Genomic DNA, 15,829 nt, shown 5'->3' with positions numbered 1-15,829 from the left:
ATTATAAAAACAGCAAATAAGGTCCCCATGCCTCATCCAACTTCCTCCGGGCAGCTCGCTGCCGGCGAACGGGAAGACGCCCAGGTCTCGCGACTGCTCACGTGGCTTTCTGCAACCGCCATTGGTTTTTTGGTTGGCATCGGCGCCAAGGCCTGGTTTGCCGGACACACAACCCATGCCTCGGTGCTCTGGTCTTTTATCGGCCTGATAGCGCTGAACATGCTGTACTATGCCAGCACCGGCAACCGTGTCCGCCAGAAAGCCGGGATGATCGTGATTGTCGGACTGCTTTTCACCTACCTGATCGCTTCCGGCGGCGAAAGCAACACCGGGCCGCTCTGGTTTTATGTCTTCCCGCCTTTATTGTTTTACCTGACCGATCTGAAAACCGGCACGGCTGTTCTGCTACCTGGTTGCCGTGGTGGTATTCCAGTTTCCCGGCCTCCCTCTGATCTCCGCGGAGTACAGCATGGATTTCAAGATCCGTTTTTTCGCCGCCCTGACCTTCGAATCCATTTTCTGTTTCGTGCTTGAAGCCAGCCGTCTGAAGGCACGCAATGAACTTCTGGTCCTGGCTGAAACCCACGAGCATGCAGCGCGGACAGACGAACTCACCGGGCTTGCCAACCGTCGCGACATGCAGAACCGCCTGATCATGGAGTTTTCCCGGTACCAGCGCTCAGGTCACCACTTCTCCATCGTCCTGATCGACCTGGACCTGTTCAAACAGATCAACGACCAGTTCGGCCACGATGCCGGCGACGAAGCCCTCCGCGAGTTCGCTGGACTGATGAGAACCGTGATTGGACTTACCCCAGTCCACTAGACACTCCTGGCCTATGATTAGAGCATAGGAGGAACTGTCATGAGCAGCCAACGTTATCCCCCGGAATTCAAAGACGAAGCGGTCCGACAAGTGCTGGAGCGGGGTTACACCGTCGCCGAAGTATCGCAACGACTGGGAGTTTCGGCTCACAGCCTCTACAAATGGGTTAAGGCCGTGAAGCCGGATAAGTCTGATGAACAGGCTGCCGAATTGGTTGAAGCCAAGAGCGAGATTCTCAGGCTGCGTGCTCAGATGCGCCGGATTGAGGAAGAGCGGGATATCCTAAAAAAGGCCGCTCGGTACTTTGCCAGAGAGCCCGAGTAAAGTACCGGTTCATCAACGATCACCGACACGAATTCAACACAATGACCATGTGTCGCGTGCTCCGGGTGGCTCGCAGCGGGTTTTATCAATGGCTGCATAAACCATTATCTGACCGAGCTATCGATAACCAGCGGCTGCTGGCGCAGATCCTGGCGTCGTATCAGGGCAGTTCTGGTGTCTACGGTGCTCCACGCGTGTTTCTGGACCTTCGGGAAGCCGGTGAAACCTGCGGCAAGAACCGAGTTGCCCGGTTGATGAAAGAACATAAAATCAAAGCGCTACGAGGCTATAAAGCACCCAGGGTGATCGCCGGAAGACCGTCGATCCTTAACCCAAACAAGCTCCAACGTGAATTCACGGTAGGCTGCCCAGACAAGGCCTGGGTGACCGACATCACCTACATCCGCACCTGGCAAGGCTGGCTGTATCTGGCAGTGGTGGTCGACCTGTTCTCACGCCGCGTGGTGGGCTGGTCGATGAAACCGACACTGCATCGCAGCTTGGTCGTGGATGCGCTGCTGATGGCCGTCTGGCGTCGACGACCGAAGGAAAAGGTGCTCATTCATTCGGATCAAGGCACCCAATACGGCAGTGATGATTGGCATCGTTTCTGTCTGGCTCACAACCTGGACCCCAGCATGAGCCGACGAGGTAATTGCTGGGATAATGCAGTCGTGGAATCCTTCTTCAGCAGTCTGAAAAAGGAACGCATCCGCAAACGGATCTACAAAACCCGTGACCTGGCTAAGGCGGATGTGTTCGACTACATCGAAGTGTTTTATAACCGGGTCCGACGTCATACCCACCTGGGTGGCGTCAGCCCAGAGGCCTTTGAAATGGCCTCCGTTTGAGGCTGGGGTGTGTCATGCGTATCGGGGTAAGTCCAGATCCGGCAGGCCGATGTCGCAGCCCGATGGGGCGGTGAAGAATTTCTGGTCTTGTTGCCGGATACGTCCCTGCTTCAGGCACTGACCCTGGCAGAGCGGTTGCGCTCTGAAGTGTCCAGGCATTCATTCCGGTTCAGGGATCAGGTGTTACCGGTAACCATCAGTGCCGGTGTCTGTTCCATTGCCAAAGCTCGCTCACTGGACGATCTGCTCAAACAGGCAGACCTGCATCTCTATAATGCCAAGGAATCCGGGCGCAACCGGATAGCACCCCGGGTCAGAAGCCAGGAAACCGAACCTTCGCCCTCCCCGTCTCCTTGAGGCGGCAAAGCACTCCCGCTATGATCGTGCGCCACCGAACGACCGTATGGTCAGTCCTCAGGCGACGAATGGGTAACCTATGACATCAATCAGAATCCTGGTGGGCAGCGTCTATGGTGGCGCGCTCCTGACGGCCAGAACTATCAAGAAAGAGCTGGAAGGCGAGGGTCACCACGTCACTGTGCTGGAGAATCCGGTACTGGATGACATCACGTCGAACAGCGATGCGCTTCTGGTATGCACCTCCACGACCGGACAGGGTGAGCTGCCGGCCAATCTACTGCCCTGCTACCTCGACCTGCGGGATCAGTTGCCGCAACAACCGGGCCGGCCGTTTGGCATTATCGTGCTGGGTGACAGCTCCTATGGGGACACTTTCTGTGGCGCCGGCGAACTGATGGAAGAAGCGCTTTACGAAACCGCTGCCCGCAAGGTCGGAGACACGCTCAGGATCGACGCCCTGGAAACCATGGAGCCGGAAGCAGAAGCACTGCCCTGGGTCCGGGGATGGCTGGAGCAGATCTGAGCCCTGGCTACAAAAATTCGCCAAACAGGCTCTGCCGGCGACTTGAGCCGCCAAAGACGACACGCCATACTCCTCTGGACAATGACAATTAAGCGGTACGACGTGGCATCCACTCTCTGGCTTCGTTTGCTGGTAACGCTTTCGCTGTTATCAGGCCTGGCCGCCCCCTCGCTCGGGGCCGAGGTTTCCTATGTCCCGCAGATCGAGTATCTGCGCGTCGCTCCTGATGAAAATCTCTCGGCCAGCGAGGCCCTTGCATCCGGCGATTGGCAAGCCCTGCAGGAAGAAAGCCCCAATTTGGGCTACATTCGCGATACCGTCTGGCTCCGGTTCCCGGTGTCGCACCCGGCGAGCATCAATCTTCTTGAAGTTCGCTACTCACAGCTGGACAACCTTACCTTCCACCTGATTGAGAACGGCCGAATTGCACGGCGCGTGGTGACCGGAGATCACGTTCCGTTCGATCAACGCCCGATTCTGCACCGGCATTTCCTGTTCCCCTTCGAACAGAGCATTGCCAGCGAGTACGATATTTTGCTGGAGGTGCGCACAGAGGGTGCCATGCAGGTTCCGGTGAGACTATGGAACGCAGCGGCTTTCTTCGAGCATTCCTCCACCGAAGACCAGATGCATGCGCTCTACTATGGCATTCTGATTACGGTAATATTTTTCAATCTGTTTATTTTTGCCGCTCTCAGAGAGCCGGTTTACCTGCTCTACGTGCTTTCAACACTGGGCTATTTATTACTGATTGGCAGCCTTAACGGGACCACGTTTCAGTTCCTCTGGCCGAACAGCCCTGCGCTGCAGAACCAGATAATGTTGCTGGCGGTGCCTTTCGCTCTTCTGTTCACACTGGTGTTCTCCCGTTCATTCCTGAAACTGGCGCAGACAGGCCCTTTCCTGAATCGGCTCGTGGTGTTCATGGTGTCACTGAATGCAGTGGTTGCCTTGATGACTTTCTTCGTCGACTACAGCACCGGTAGTCGGCTGACCGTGGCTCTGGCAATACCCAGCTGCCTGCTACTCACTATCCTGGGACCGGTTCAATGGTGGAAGGGAAATCCACAGGCCGGTTATTACACGGTGGCCTGGGCGGCGCTGACCCTGGGCAGCGCAATAACGGCGGCCAACAAGTACGGCCTGCTGCCAAACAATTTTGTAACCACTTATGGCATGCAGATCGGATCGGCACTGGAGGCCATTCTGCTCACGCTGGCCCTGGCGGCGCGACTTTATCAGGAACGGCAGGACAAGGTTGACGCCAGGGAAGCGGAACTGAATGCCCTGGCGGCGAGGCGGTCGGCGGAGCTGAAGTTGATGGATCATGCGCTGCATAATCCCCTCACCGGTCTGCCCAATCGCAGCAGCCTGGAAATGATGCTGAACGACCTGATGCTGCGCAGTCCGGAGCGTCGCTATGGCGTTGCCATCATCCATCTGAACAACTTGCAATCGGTCACCAAGACCCTTGGCCATCGCAACAGTGACCGGATTCTGGAACTGGCGTCCAAGCACTACAATGCCGTTGCGCGGGAACTGCCGGGCGCCCTTCCGGTGGAACAAAGTGACAAGCGCAATTTCTACCTCGCATCACTGGATCCCCAGACATTCGCCTTTGTTGTCGATGCCGATGCCACGGGCTCCGTTCCACGCGCAATTCTCAAGTCACTGGAGGGTATACGCTATCCGATCGACTATCTGGGCATGCAGATTCCCCTGGACCCAAGACTGGGAGTAGCGATCTTCCCGGAGCACGGCACCGATGCCAATACCCTGATACGCCGGGCGGTCATCGCCGAAGGCTCGGATTCTGCCCGGGAGCGTGGCGCTGCCTACTACAAGTCCCAGAAAGATTCCTACAGCGCTGACCGGCTGACGATGGTGTCGGAACTGCGGCATGCTCTCAACACCAACGAGCTCGCCCTGTTCATGCAGCCCAAGCAGAGCCTGAAAACAGGCCGTATTGTCGGAGTTGAGGCTCTGATTCGTTGGCCCGGGCGTGCGAAACCGATCCGCGCCGATGAGATCGTCATCCTTGCGGAACAGACCGGCCTGATCAAGCCACTGACCCGATGGGTGATTGAGCAATCACTGGAATTGCGCTCACTACTGCTGGAGCGCGGCTGGCCCCTGAATGTATCCATCAATATTTCGCCCAACAACCTGCGGGAGCCGGACTTTCCTATCTTTGTCCAGCGTCTGATGAACAGTTATCACAGTCACCAGGGCAGCATCATTTTTGAGGTAACTGAAACGTCCATGATGCAAGACCCGGCGAACTCCCTGCTGGCGCTGAACTCCCTCAGCGCTACAGGAATCCCGGTGTCGATTGATGACTTCGGGTCCGGCTACTCCTCACTGTCCTACATCAAGCAGCTGCCCGCGAGCGAGATCAAGATCGACCGTTCCCTGGTCACCGAGCTGACAACCGAGGCGGAAGATCGTGTCATCGTGCAGACCACGATCGATATGTGCCATAGCCTTGGCTATCAGGTGGTCGCAGAAGGCGTGGAAGATGACCTCACCGGCAATCTGCTCAGAGACATGGGCTGCGACATGATCCAGGGATACCTGCTGACACCGCCGCTGCCCTTCGATGAACTGATGGCGTGGCTGGATCGGAACCATCAGCAGCCAGACCAGCTCAAACTGGGCTAGCTGGCTAGGACCTCTGACGGATCAGCGCTTCCTGGGCGGTGGATGCCACAAGCACACCGTCCTGGTTGAAGAAATTGCCACGATTGAAACCCCTTCCGGCCGAAGCACTGGGACTGTCCTTGTCGTACAGCAGCCATTCGTCCATGCGGAAATCCCGGTGGAACCAGATGGCGTGATCCAGGCTGGCCACCTGCAGGTTCTTGCTCATGAAGGTCAGACCGTGGGGATTCAGCGACGTACCGAGGAACTGGAAATCCGATGCGTAGGTCAACAGGCAGCGGTGAAGCACGGGATCGTCTGGCAGATGCCCCTGGGCGCGGAACCAGCTCTGCTTGTGGGGCGGTCGCTTCTCGGGTTTCAGAGGATTGACCGGGTTCACCGGCCGGATCTCGATTGGGCGATCCCGGGTCAGGATCGGGCGCATCTTCTCGGGCACCTGAGGTGCGAGCAGCTCACCCCAGTCCTGTTCCGAGCGAAGCGTCTCAGGGTCTGGCGCATCCGGCATGGTCAGCTGATGCTCAAATCCTTCCTCGGCCACCTGGAACGACATGGAACCGGTCAGGATTTCCTTGCCGTCCTGGCGGGCAATCACCCGACGCACCGAGAAACTGCCACCATCACGGACGCGCTGGACCTCGTAGTCGATGGGCATATCCTGGTTGCCGGGGCGCAGAAAGTAGGCATGGAGGGAGTGACATAGGCGGCCTTCGACGGTTCGGCTGGCCGCCATCAAGGCCTGGCCAAGAACCTGCCCGCCAAATACGTTGGGAAAGCCCAGATCCTCGCTGTCACCCTGGAAATGGTCGTCACCGATGGGCGAGAGATCCAGCAACTCCACCAGTTTCTTGGTTACCTCAAGCATGCCTGCTCCTGTTATTTCGGTAGCACACGAAGGAGTTTTCTACCGCAAGCGGCGAAATTTCGCAATGAAAAGCCGTCGCCGGCCATGACAAAACAGCCCCGTGGAACCGGGGCTGTTGAATGGAACGGGAGAATCAGCCGTGTATCGGCGGCACTTCCCTGGACAGGGCCTGCTTTTCCATGGCAAAGCTGCCGGTTACCGCAAACCCCAGGATATCGCCCCCGGGGCTTTTGAACAGCGCCTTGACGTTGGTGCCATCCTGCTCAACCTCCCAACTGCCCTCGGCTTCGGAAGGTGGTGGGCAAACGGCGGTTGGGCAACAGGGCGTCTTGATCATCACCGGCATGGTGCCATAACTGACCTCGGTGCGCTCACCGAGCAACGTTTTGGCAAGCGCCCGGGAACAGGCCATCAGCGGCAACACGTAAAGCAGCACGTGACCGTCTACTTCGGCACAATCACCGAGTGCGTAAACATCCGGCGCGGAAGTCTCAAGCGCGCGATTCACCACGATGCCCGTTGCCGTCTCAAGCCCCGCAGATCGGGCGAGATCGGTCCTCGGGCGCAGGCCGACAGCGGACAGTACCAGATCGGCCTCCAGGGTCTTGCCATTGGCCAGATTCAGACTGACGCCGCCGCCCTTACGGTCAACGTGCTCAACTACAGTTCCGAGATGAAACCCGACACCCAGGTTCTCCAGTTCCTGCTGGACGGCATTGGCTGCAGCCTCGGGCAGCAATCCAGGCATCACCCCCTCGGAGGGGGCAATGACGTCCACTTCATAGCCACCATTGCGAAGGTCGTTGGCGAACTCACAACCAATCAGCCCGGCTCCCATGATCGCCACCCGCTTACCCTCGCCCAGGGCTTTCCGGAAGGCGCGATAATCCATCAGGTCATTGATCGAGAACACATGCTCCTGGCCATCACCATCAAGGCTAAGCCGGATAACATCGGCGCCCCAGGCCAGAACCAGCTTGCGGTAGGCAAGGCGCTCGTCACCAAGAATCAGTTCGTGGGCGTCGGCATCAATGCCGGTGACCGTGGCAAAGGTCCGGATCCGGGCATTCAACTGTTCCGCCATGGCGTCGGTCCCGCCCTGGGCCAGCCCGTCGGCGTCCTTGGCCTTGGTAAAGCCGGTGGACAACATGGGCTTGGAGTAACTCACGCCATCGTCGGCGGTCACCAGCAGGATGGGTATTTCCTTGTCCTGCTTGCGGATTTCCCGTGCCAGGGAATAGCCGGACAACCCGGTACCGACAATAATGATAGGGGCCTGTTCAGTCATAACCGCGTTCCTGTATTCATCCAACCGTGGCGGATCTCGTCTGCCTTGTCAGTGCTCTATCAGCCGATCTCGATCATCTCGAAGTCTTCCTTGCCGACGCCACAATCGGGGCAGACCCAGTCTTCCGGCACGTCTTCCCACTTGGTGCCCGGCTCAATGCCGTCCTCGGGCCAGCCTTCGGCTTCATCGTAAATCAGACCACAAACCACGCACTGCCACTTCTTCATAGGTTTTCTCCCAATATCATCCGGGCGCAATAGTAATTGTCAGACAATCATGCACGCAAGTCTTTTGTTCGCATTACAGATACGAACAACTGTCGAATCAGGCCATCATACCCATCGCCCCGGAATTGACCAATGCCAATGCCGACGGACCCGTTCGGGGTTTTCTGCCAATAGCCACAATTACAGATCTGACGACAGGGACCGCCCCTCCCTTCTGTCGCCCCTCTCCGGTATAATTGCCCGTTTTACGACAGGACCGACCGATATGACTGATACCGTCGCCGAAATGAACCAGGTAATGAGCGAAGCCGACTGCCTGGTCGATGAACAGCAGGTGCAGACTGCGATCGCCAACCTGGCCGACGATATTACCGCCCGTCTGAAAGACAGTAACCCTCTGTTATTCTGTGTGATGAACGGCGGGCTTATTCTTACCGGACAATTGCTACCCCGGCTCCGGTTTCCGGTCCAGGCCGAGTACCTGCATGCCACCCGTTACCGCCAGGAAACCACCGGCGGCATCCTCGAGTGGAAACTGCAGCCAGAAGCCGATATGAACGGCCGCACCATCCTGATTGTCGATGACATCCTGGATGAAGGCACGACCCTGTGCGCCATCGCCGACTACTGCCGCGCCCACGGTGCCAGTGAGGTACTGACGGCGGTTCTGGTCGACAAGCAGCATGACCGCAAAGCCCGCCCGGACCTGAAGGCCGATTTCACCGGCCTGGAAGTGGAAGACCGGTTCCTGTTCGGCTACGGCATGGACTACAAGGGTTACTGGCGCAATGCGCCCGGCATCTATGCGGTCAAGGGTCTCTGACATCGACAGTCGCCTGACCATCCCCCCTACGGACTGGTACCAATCGCTGACAGCCGCGGGCCTTCGCAACCCGGAGGTTCATGGGCCGGCCCGTTATTGGCTGCAGGTAGAGGGCTCGTTTACACGGGCCCTACAGAAACAGTGCAGCCTTTCCTTTCACGTTGAGGTCCGCCGCGAGGGCTTTGCAACGCCGACACAGGAAGAAGCCCGGCGTCTGTGCATTCCCCACCGCCAATACGCCTGGATACGGGAAGTCAGCCTTTGCGGTGACAACCAACCCTGGGTACTGGCCAGGACGGTCATCCCCCTGAACTGTCTGGAGGGCGAGGGTCGCCGACTGCTTAACCTCGGCAATCGGCCTTTGGGCGCCTACCTGTTCACCAGTCCCCACTGGCAACGAGGCCCGCTGGAAACCGGGCTCTGCAAACCGGTAATCCCAGGCCAGCCGGAACTGGCCCGGCGCTCCCTGTTCAGCGGCCACAACAGCTCCCTGCTGGTTGGAGAATACCTTCTGCCCGCCCTGTTTCAGCGGAACGTGCTTTAACCGGCCTCCCGCGACTGGCTATAATCCCAGCACTCATTCAATTTGAAGAACATCAGACGGACGCACGCCATGCTGCCTGACGCTGTGCCAGAACCTATCCAGCGCAGGCTGGCCGACTATGCCAGCCTGCTCAGAATCGACCGCCCGATTGGAACCCTGCTCCTGCTGTGGCCGACCTACTGGGCCCTTTGGCTGGCGGGCGATGGCAGCCCCGGGCTTGGCAATGTCATTATTTTCACCCTCGGTGTCTTCTTCATGCGCGCTGCCGGCTGCGCCATCAACGATTTTGCCGACCGGGACTGGGACAAGCACGTCAAACGCACCAAGGACCGGCCGCTGACCGCCGGGCGTGTGAAACCCTGGGAAGCGGTGGCGCTGTTCGCCGGTCTTTGCCTGGTTTCCTTCCTGATGGTGGTTCTGTTCACCAACCCGCTGACCCTGTATCTGTCCTTCGGCGGTGCCCTGCTGGCGTTTATTTACCCGTTCATGAAGCGCTACACCCATTTGCCGCAGCTGTTCCTGGGAGCGGCCTTTTCCTGGGCCATCCCCATGGCCTGGGCGGCGGAAGCGGGCGAACTGAGCCAGCTCACCTGGCTGCTGTTCACGGCCAACGTACTCTGGACCGTTGCCTACGACACCCTGTATGCCATGGTGGACCGGGATGACGATCTGAAAGTGGGCATCAAATCGACGGCCATCCTGTTCGGCGATGCCGACAAGGCGATCATCGGCATGCTGCAGGCCATGGTGGTTCTGATCCTGATCATGGTGGGCCATCGTGCCGAGCTGGGTACGTTCTATTACCTGGGCGTCGTGGCCATGGCCTGCCTGTTCGTGTACCACCAGTATCTGGCGCGGGAAAGGGAACGCGAGGGCTGCTTCAAGGCGTTTCTGAATAACAACTGGGCCGGTTTCGCGGTTTTTGCAGGCCTGGTGATTGATCTCATCATTGGCTGAACCTGTCATATACTTGTAACACTTGGGCGCTGTAATGAGGCAGCAACAAATCAAGGTCTGACACAGGTTAAAAGCTCATGACTGGAAAAACTGTCCTGATCGTCGATGACGAGGCCCCGATCCGCGAGATGATCGCCGTGGCCCTCGAAATGGCGGATTATGACTATCTGGAGGCAGCGGACGCCCGGGAAGCCCATGCCCTGATTGTCGACAAACACCCGGATCTCGTGCTTCTCGACTGGATGCTGCCCGGCACCAGCGGCGTGGAGTTGGCCCGTCGCCTCAAGAAAGAAGAAGCGACCGCCGACATTCCCATCATCATGCTCACCGCCAAGGTTGAGGAAGACAACAAGATCCAGGGTCTTGAAGTTGGTGCCGACGACTACATCACCAAACCGTTCAGCCCGCGGGAGCTGGTCGCCCGCCTGAAAGCGGTGCTCCGGCGCGCCACACCACCGGGGGTGGACAGCCCGATTGAGGTGGAAGGCCTGACTCTCGACCCAGTAGGGCATCGTGTCACCACCCAGGATGGCGCCCTCACCATGGGTCCCACCGAATACCGGCTGCTTCAGTTCTTCATGACGCACCAGGAACGGGTATATACTCGCTCCCAGCTCCTGGACCAGGTCTGGGGTGGCAATGTCTATGTTGAGGAACGGACTGTGGATGTGCATATCCGCAGGCTCCGCAAGGCACTTGGCGACCAGTACGACCACCTGATCCAGACCGTACGCGGAACCGGTTACCGCTTTTCGACCAGAGCCGCGTAAGTAACTCCGGCTAGCTGAGCATCAGCCCCGGAACGGACACAAGGCAGTTTTTGATGCAGCACAACTGGTCACGATACCTGCGCTACATTATCGGTGGCCTGATTGGCTCCACCCTGGTTGGCCTCTACTTCGGTGAGCCCGTCTACGGCCTTACCTTCGGACTGATTGTCTACCTGTGGTGGACGCTGCTTCAGGCCAGGCGTCTCTACCAGTGGCTGGCGAACCCGAGCGCCACCGACGAAGCGCCCCAGAGCATCGGGCTCTGGGGGGATATTTTCGACAATCTCCACAAGCTGCACCAGAGCCATCTGAGAACGCAGGACCGGTTAAGGGCCCAGATCAACCGGGTCCAGGAGTCCACCAACGCCATGCGCGATGGTGTGATCATGACGGACGCCCGGGGTGCCATGGAATGGTGGAACGGCTCTGCCGAATACCTGCTCGGTTTCCGACGCAACACTGACCAGGGCCAGTACATCCATAACCTGATCCGTACGCCAGCCTTCAAAACCTATTTCGATTCAAGGAATTATCGTGACCCCCTGGAGATACATTCGCCGGCCAAACCTCATATTCATCTGCAAATCCAGATTAGCCTGTTCGGTGATGACGATCGTCTGATCGTTGCCAAGGACGTAACACGGCTGTACCAGCTCGAACAGATGCGCCGTGACTTTGTCGGCAATGTTTCCCACGAGATGCGCACGCCCCTCACGGTCATCAGCGGCTACCTGGAAACACTGGTGGACAACGCCGCCGACCTGCCGCCGAAATGGCGCCGCGCCATTAACACCATGGCCGCCCAGTCATCCCGGATGGAAGCCCTGATTACCGACCTGATTCTGCTGTCACGAATCGAAACCGGAGAACAGACGGTCAACGACACCCTCACGGATGTGGACCAGTTGCTGACCCAGGTTTGTCATGACGCCAGGGCACTCAGCGGCGAAAAACAGCATGAGATTAACGTGCATATCGGCGACCATCGACTGTTGAAAGGCGATGAAAGCCAGCTACGCAGTGCTTTCTCGAATCTGATCTTCAATGCGGTGAAGTACACGCCTGCAAAAGGCCAGATTACCGTATCCTGGTCCACCAACCGGGAAGGCGCGCACCTGTCAGTCAAGGATTCCGGAATCGGTATCGACCCGGTTCATATCCCCCGCCTGACGGAACGTTTCTATAGGGCCGATCCGAGCCGTCACAAGGACACCGGCGGCACCGGTCTTGGCCTGGCAATCGTCAAACACGTGTTGCTCAACCACGACGGCAATCTGGAGATTCGCAGCCGGATTGGCGAGGGCAGTGAATTTATCTGTCACTTCCCGCGGGAGCGGCTGGTCGAGCGGGTACCGGAAAAGGCGGACAGCTAGCGCATACCCGCCCGGAAGCGGGCGACAAACCTCGATAAGTCCTCGAGCTTTTTCGGATCTTCATCGACAAAACGGATGGTAACGCTGACAAAGTCGGTGTCCTGGCGTTTGTCGACCGCCTGCAACTGGTGCACGTAGCCGTTCAGTCTGGCCATCTGCCCCTCTGCGATCCCGATGTCCACCACCGCCTGGTCGAGAATCCCCGGAAACACCTGGTCCCGCTTGGCAATCACCCGCACCTCCGTCAGATTGATGTCCTTGACCACCGATTTCAGGGTGCTTTCAGCAAAGCGCACCGACGCAAGACTCATCGAACCGCGAGATGGGGCCTGTTTAGGCATTGCAGCAGGGGCTGCCTGCGAGGGTGTTGAAGAGGCAGGACTCTCGGCAGTGGGTTCCGGCTTACGGGTCAGCAGGTTGGCCGACTCCTTGAAGGCGTCGGCGGGGCTGGCCATGGACTTTCCACTCCGATCCATGGCGTCTTTCAGTTTACGGCCCATCACCTTGATGATTTTCTTGCTCAACCCCTCAGGGCTGAAAGGTTTGCCCAGATATTCGGAAACGCCTCCCTTCACCGCCTCAATCACATGATCCTTGTCACCCCGGCTGGTGATCATGATAAAGGGGACGTTTTCGTATTGTGGCTGCTGGCGCATCCACTGCAACAACTCCAGACCCGACATCTCAGGCATCTCCCAATCGCACAGGATCAGGTCAAACGCCGTTCGGGACATCAGCGACTGTGCCCGACGGCCGTTCTGGGCGTCGGTTGTCTCGATCACCGGAAAACGCTGGCGCACGGTTCGTTTGACCAGATCACGTACAAAGCTGGCGTCATCCACGACCAGCGCTTTCAGCATTGCCATAGCTCAAACCTTCCCCTATCCACAACCCGATTCTATGGTCCAACTATAGAACAAAGACCCACGCCAGAAACCTGCCGGCAACAAAAAGACGACAATCGACATTTTCCGGGAACCGGCAGGTTAAAGAATTGTCACTCCACCGGGCCCCGGACAGTGTTTCTCCGCTTGGAAAACGCGCTAACATGGGGTCAGGATTATTCCCCCACCATCAGCCTGATAGAGGTTTTGTGTGCTGACCAGACCTGCAAGGATTCTCCGCCAGGGTGGCCTTACCCGCGGCTTAGTGTTTTCCGGTTTTCTGTCACTTCTGTCGCTGCCGGCCATCGCCCAGGACAGCTCTGAGGTGGAGCCAGCGGGGTTTGCCGAATGCAAAGCCCGGCTTCAGGAACAGGCCATTGCCGCCGGGGTCAGCAACAAGACCGCCAGCGAGGTGATGTCCGGAGTTCAGCATCTGGCAAGGGTGATCGAGCTGGACCGGCGGCAACCGGAATTCACCACCACCTTCGCCGACTACCTGAACCGTCGGGTTAACGATGCCCGGATCAGCAAGGGACGCGAACTGCTGCAGGAACACGAGGAGCTGCTGGCCAGAGTCACCCGGGAAACGGGCGTGCCAGCTCCCTACCTGGTGTCGTTCTGGGGCCTGGAAACCAACTTCGGCAGCTATTTCGGCAAGATGCCGGTACCCAGCTCCCTGACAACCCTGGCCTGCGATCCACGCCGCAGCACCTTTTTTACCGAGCAACTCATAGCCGCCCTGCGCATCATTGATGAGGGCGCCATACCAGCCGACCAGATGGAAGGTTCCTGGGCCGGCGCCATGGGCCACGTCCAGTTCATGCCCACGGTGTTCCTGAAACACGCAGTGGATGCCGATGGCGATGGCCGCAGAGACCTCTGGAACAGCCTGACGGATGCCATGATGTCTGCCGGCAGATTCCTGGAATCCATGAACTGGGACGGCGATTATCGCTGGGGGCGCGAGGTGCTTCTGCCCGAGAATTTCGACTATTCGCTGGCGGATGGGCGTCGCCTGCCGCTGGAGGAATGGCAGAAAATGGGGATCAAGGATGCCTTTGGCAATGCTCTGGCCCGTGAACCAATCGATGCCGCCCTGGTGGTACCCGCAGGACACCGTGGCCCGGCGTTTCTCGCCTACAACAACTTCCGGGTGATCATGGGCTGGAACCGCTCCGAATTCTATGCCATTGCGGTTGGCCATCTGGCAGACCGGATTGCCGGTGCCGGTGGCCTGCAGAATCCGCCACCCGAGGATGCCCCGGCACTATCCCGCGACAACATCATCAGCCTGCAGAAAGCCCTTCAGCAACGGGGATATGAGCCTGGCAAACCCGATGGCATCATGGGGCCTGCAACCCGCTCTGCGATCCGGCAGTTTCAGACCGCCAACAACCTGGTGGCCGATGGCTATCCCGGTGAATCGGTTCTGGCGGAGCTGGAGATACCTGCAGGTCAGTGATCCACCGGAGAGCCGGCGGCCTACTATTGCAGGTAACCATTTTGACGCGAGACTGATCTGACATGGATTCCATAACCCAGGCCGCCCTGGGCGCCTCCCTGGCCGGCGCGGTAGCCGGCAAGACCCTTGGCCGCTCGGTTTTGCTGACAGGCGCTGTATTGGGCACCCTGCCGGATCTTGATGTGGTCATCGACTACGGGACAGCGGTGGCCAATTTCACCCAGCATCGCGGGTTCAGCCACTCACTGTTCATTCTTGCGCCCCTTGCGGTTGCCCTCGCCTGGTTACTCTGGCGCTGGAAACCACAACTGAGTTTTCAGCGGTGGCTCGCCTTGACGGGGCTGATCCTGATTACCCATCCTTTGCTGGACGCTTTTACCACCTATGGCACCCAGCTGTTCTGGCCCATCGGGCCACCCGTAGCCATCAGCAGCATTTTTATAATCGACCCGCTCTATACCCTGCCCCTGCTGGCCGGCTGCCTGTTTTTCCTGGCCCGACCACCGACCAAGTCAGCTGTAATTGCAGGACTGGCTGTGTCCACCCTGTACCTGGGCTGGAGTGTCCTGGCCCAACAGGTCATTACCCAACGGGTGCAACCGGCGCTCGCAGAGGCCGGGCTTGAGAACCCCGATCTGCTGGTGCAACCCATGCCTTTCAACACCCTGTTGTGGCGCGCCACGGCTCTGCAGGGTGATCAGCGGATAGAGATTGTTACCGGCTTTCTGGACGGCGATGCGCCTCTGAACCTTGAATATTTTCCACGCCGCCCGGATCTGGCAAAGGCAGTCTCGGACCTGCCCGAGGCCCATCGCCTGGAATGGTTCACCCGGGGCTTCCTGGATTACGACCAGGTCGGTGACCGCATCACCGCCACCGACATCCGGCTGGGCATCCCCGGTGCTCACCCTTTTACCTTTGTTCTGGCAACCAGCAATGGCAGCGGTATAGATCCGACGGCGAGCTTCCGGACTCCACGCCCCGATGTGAGCACCGAAGCACTGGGCCTGCTATGGTCCCGGATGACTGGCGAGACGCCGGTGCTCTGCCTGGCCAGCCTGAGTTCACCAGCACCGGGACAACGCTGCTAACGA

17 protein-coding genes are annotated in these 15,829 nt (G+C 58.6%); 13 read left to right on the top strand and 4 right to left on the bottom strand.

Annotated elements, in window-relative coordinates:
- Positions 1–27 precede the first annotated feature (27 nt).
- The 6 genes from CFT65_RS04265 to CFT65_RS04240 all read left to right on the top strand — a co-directional run bounded on the left by CFT65_RS04265 (position 28) and on the right by CFT65_RS04240 (position 5,545).
- Complete coding sequence (locus tag CFT65_RS04265; protein WP_228705780.1) at positions 28–534, top strand: hypothetical protein; 507 nt, start codon at positions 28–30, stop codon at positions 532–534.
- Positions 470–826, top strand: a complete 357-nt coding sequence (locus CFT65_RS19180) for a GGDEF domain-containing protein (protein WP_228705779.1) — start codon at positions 470–472, stop codon at positions 824–826. The genes CFT65_RS04265 and CFT65_RS19180 overlap by 65 nt, the downstream gene beginning before the upstream one ends.
- A gap of 39 nt (positions 827–865) precedes the next feature.
- Positions 866–2,001, top strand: a protein-coding gene (locus CFT65_RS04255; RefSeq protein WP_172408389.1) for an IS3 family transposase whose coding sequence is annotated in 2 segments (ribosomal slippage) — positions 866–1,109 and positions 1,109–2,001 — 1,137 coding nt in all. Because the reading frame shifts where the segments join, the coding sequence is not laid out codon by codon here.
- Between the two features lie 36 nt (positions 2,002–2,037).
- Positions 2,038–2,358 (top strand): GGDEF domain-containing protein, encoded by a 321-nt coding sequence (locus tag CFT65_RS04250; protein ID WP_088826765.1) that lies wholly within the window; start codon positions 2,038–2,040, stop codon positions 2,356–2,358.
- Between the two features lie 79 nt (positions 2,359–2,437).
- Entirely contained in the window at positions 2,438–2,884 is a 447-nt protein-coding gene (locus CFT65_RS04245) for a flavodoxin (protein ID WP_088826764.1), read from the top strand.
- A gap of 81 nt (positions 2,885–2,965) precedes the next feature.
- Positions 2,966–5,545, top strand: a complete 2,580-nt coding sequence (locus CFT65_RS04240) for an EAL domain-containing protein (protein ID WP_088826763.1) — start codon at positions 2,966–2,968, stop codon at positions 5,543–5,545.
- 4 nt (positions 5,546–5,549) lie between these two features.
- Here the strand turns inward: CFT65_RS04240 and CFT65_RS04235 are convergent, their stop codons facing one another.
- From CFT65_RS04235 to CFT65_RS04225, 3 genes are all read right to left on the bottom strand, one after another.
- Positions 5,550–6,407, bottom strand: coding sequence for an acyl-CoA thioesterase (locus CFT65_RS04235; RefSeq protein ID WP_088826762.1), 858 nt, complete (start codon positions 6,405–6,407; stop codon positions 5,550–5,552).
- Between the two features lie 133 nt (positions 6,408–6,540).
- Positions 6,541–7,695 carry an NAD(P)/FAD-dependent oxidoreductase gene (locus CFT65_RS04230; protein WP_088826761.1) on the bottom strand — a complete coding sequence of 385 codons (1,155 nt, stop codon included), beginning with the start codon at positions 7,693–7,695 and terminating at the stop codon, positions 6,541–6,543.
- A 59-nt stretch (positions 7,696–7,754) separates the two neighbouring features.
- Positions 7,755–7,922, bottom strand: coding sequence for a rubredoxin (locus tag CFT65_RS04225; protein WP_008173532.1), 168 nt, complete (start codon positions 7,920–7,922; stop codon positions 7,755–7,757).
- Positions 7,923–8,187: 265 nt separating this feature from the next.
- Here CFT65_RS04225 and CFT65_RS04220 point away from each other — a divergent pair, with 265 nt between their 5' ends.
- The 5 genes from CFT65_RS04220 to phoR all read left to right on the top strand — a co-directional run bounded on the left by CFT65_RS04220 (position 8,188) and on the right by phoR (position 12,389).
- On the top strand, positions 8,188–8,745 hold the full coding sequence (locus CFT65_RS04220) for a hypoxanthine-guanine phosphoribosyltransferase (RefSeq protein ID WP_088826760.1): 558 nt from the start codon (positions 8,188–8,190) through the stop codon (positions 8,743–8,745).
- Positions 8,726–9,289 carry a chorismate--pyruvate lyase family protein gene (locus CFT65_RS04215; protein ID WP_088826759.1) on the top strand — a complete coding sequence of 188 codons (564 nt, stop codon included), beginning with the start codon at positions 8,726–8,728 and terminating at the stop codon, positions 9,287–9,289. The genes CFT65_RS04220 and CFT65_RS04215 overlap by 20 nt, the downstream gene beginning before the upstream one ends.
- 69 nt (positions 9,290–9,358) lie before the next feature.
- Entirely contained in the window at positions 9,359–10,246 is an 888-nt protein-coding gene (gene ubiA / locus CFT65_RS04210) for a 4-hydroxybenzoate octaprenyltransferase (RefSeq protein WP_088826758.1), read from the top strand.
- A gap of 77 nt (positions 10,247–10,323) precedes the next feature.
- Positions 10,324–11,016 (top strand): phosphate regulon transcriptional regulator PhoB, encoded by a 693-nt coding sequence (gene phoB, locus CFT65_RS04205; RefSeq protein WP_008173539.1) that lies wholly within the window; start codon positions 10,324–10,326, stop codon positions 11,014–11,016.
- Between the two features lie 53 nt (positions 11,017–11,069).
- Positions 11,070–12,389 (top strand): phosphate regulon sensor histidine kinase PhoR, encoded by a 1,320-nt coding sequence (phoR, locus tag CFT65_RS04200; RefSeq protein WP_088826757.1) that lies wholly within the window; start codon positions 11,070–11,072, stop codon positions 12,387–12,389.
- Here phoR and CFT65_RS04195 read toward each other — a convergent pair.
- Positions 12,386–13,255: a response regulator gene (locus CFT65_RS04195; protein WP_088826756.1), complete on the bottom strand. Its 870-nt coding sequence runs from the start codon at positions 13,253–13,255 to the stop codon at positions 12,386–12,388. The two genes, phoR and CFT65_RS04195, sit on opposite strands and share 4 nt — an antisense overlap.
- A gap of 229 nt (positions 13,256–13,484) precedes the next feature.
- Here CFT65_RS04195 and CFT65_RS04190 point away from each other — a divergent pair, with 229 nt between their 5' ends.
- On the top strand, positions 13,485–14,735 hold the full coding sequence (locus CFT65_RS04190) for a lytic murein transglycosylase (RefSeq protein WP_088826755.1): 1,251 nt from the start codon (positions 13,485–13,487) through the stop codon (positions 14,733–14,735).
- Between the two features lie 62 nt (positions 14,736–14,797).
- Positions 14,798–15,826 carry a metal-dependent hydrolase gene (locus CFT65_RS04185; protein ID WP_088826754.1) on the top strand — a complete coding sequence of 343 codons (1,029 nt, stop codon included), beginning with the start codon at positions 14,798–14,800 and terminating at the stop codon, positions 15,824–15,826.
- Positions 15,827–15,829: the final 3 nt, after the last annotated feature.

This window comes from Marinobacter sp. es.048 (assembly GCF_900188435.1).
Lineage (GTDB): Bacteria > Pseudomonadota > Gammaproteobacteria > Pseudomonadales > Oleiphilaceae > Marinobacter.
This window is presented reverse-complemented; position numbering and strand designations above follow the sequence as displayed.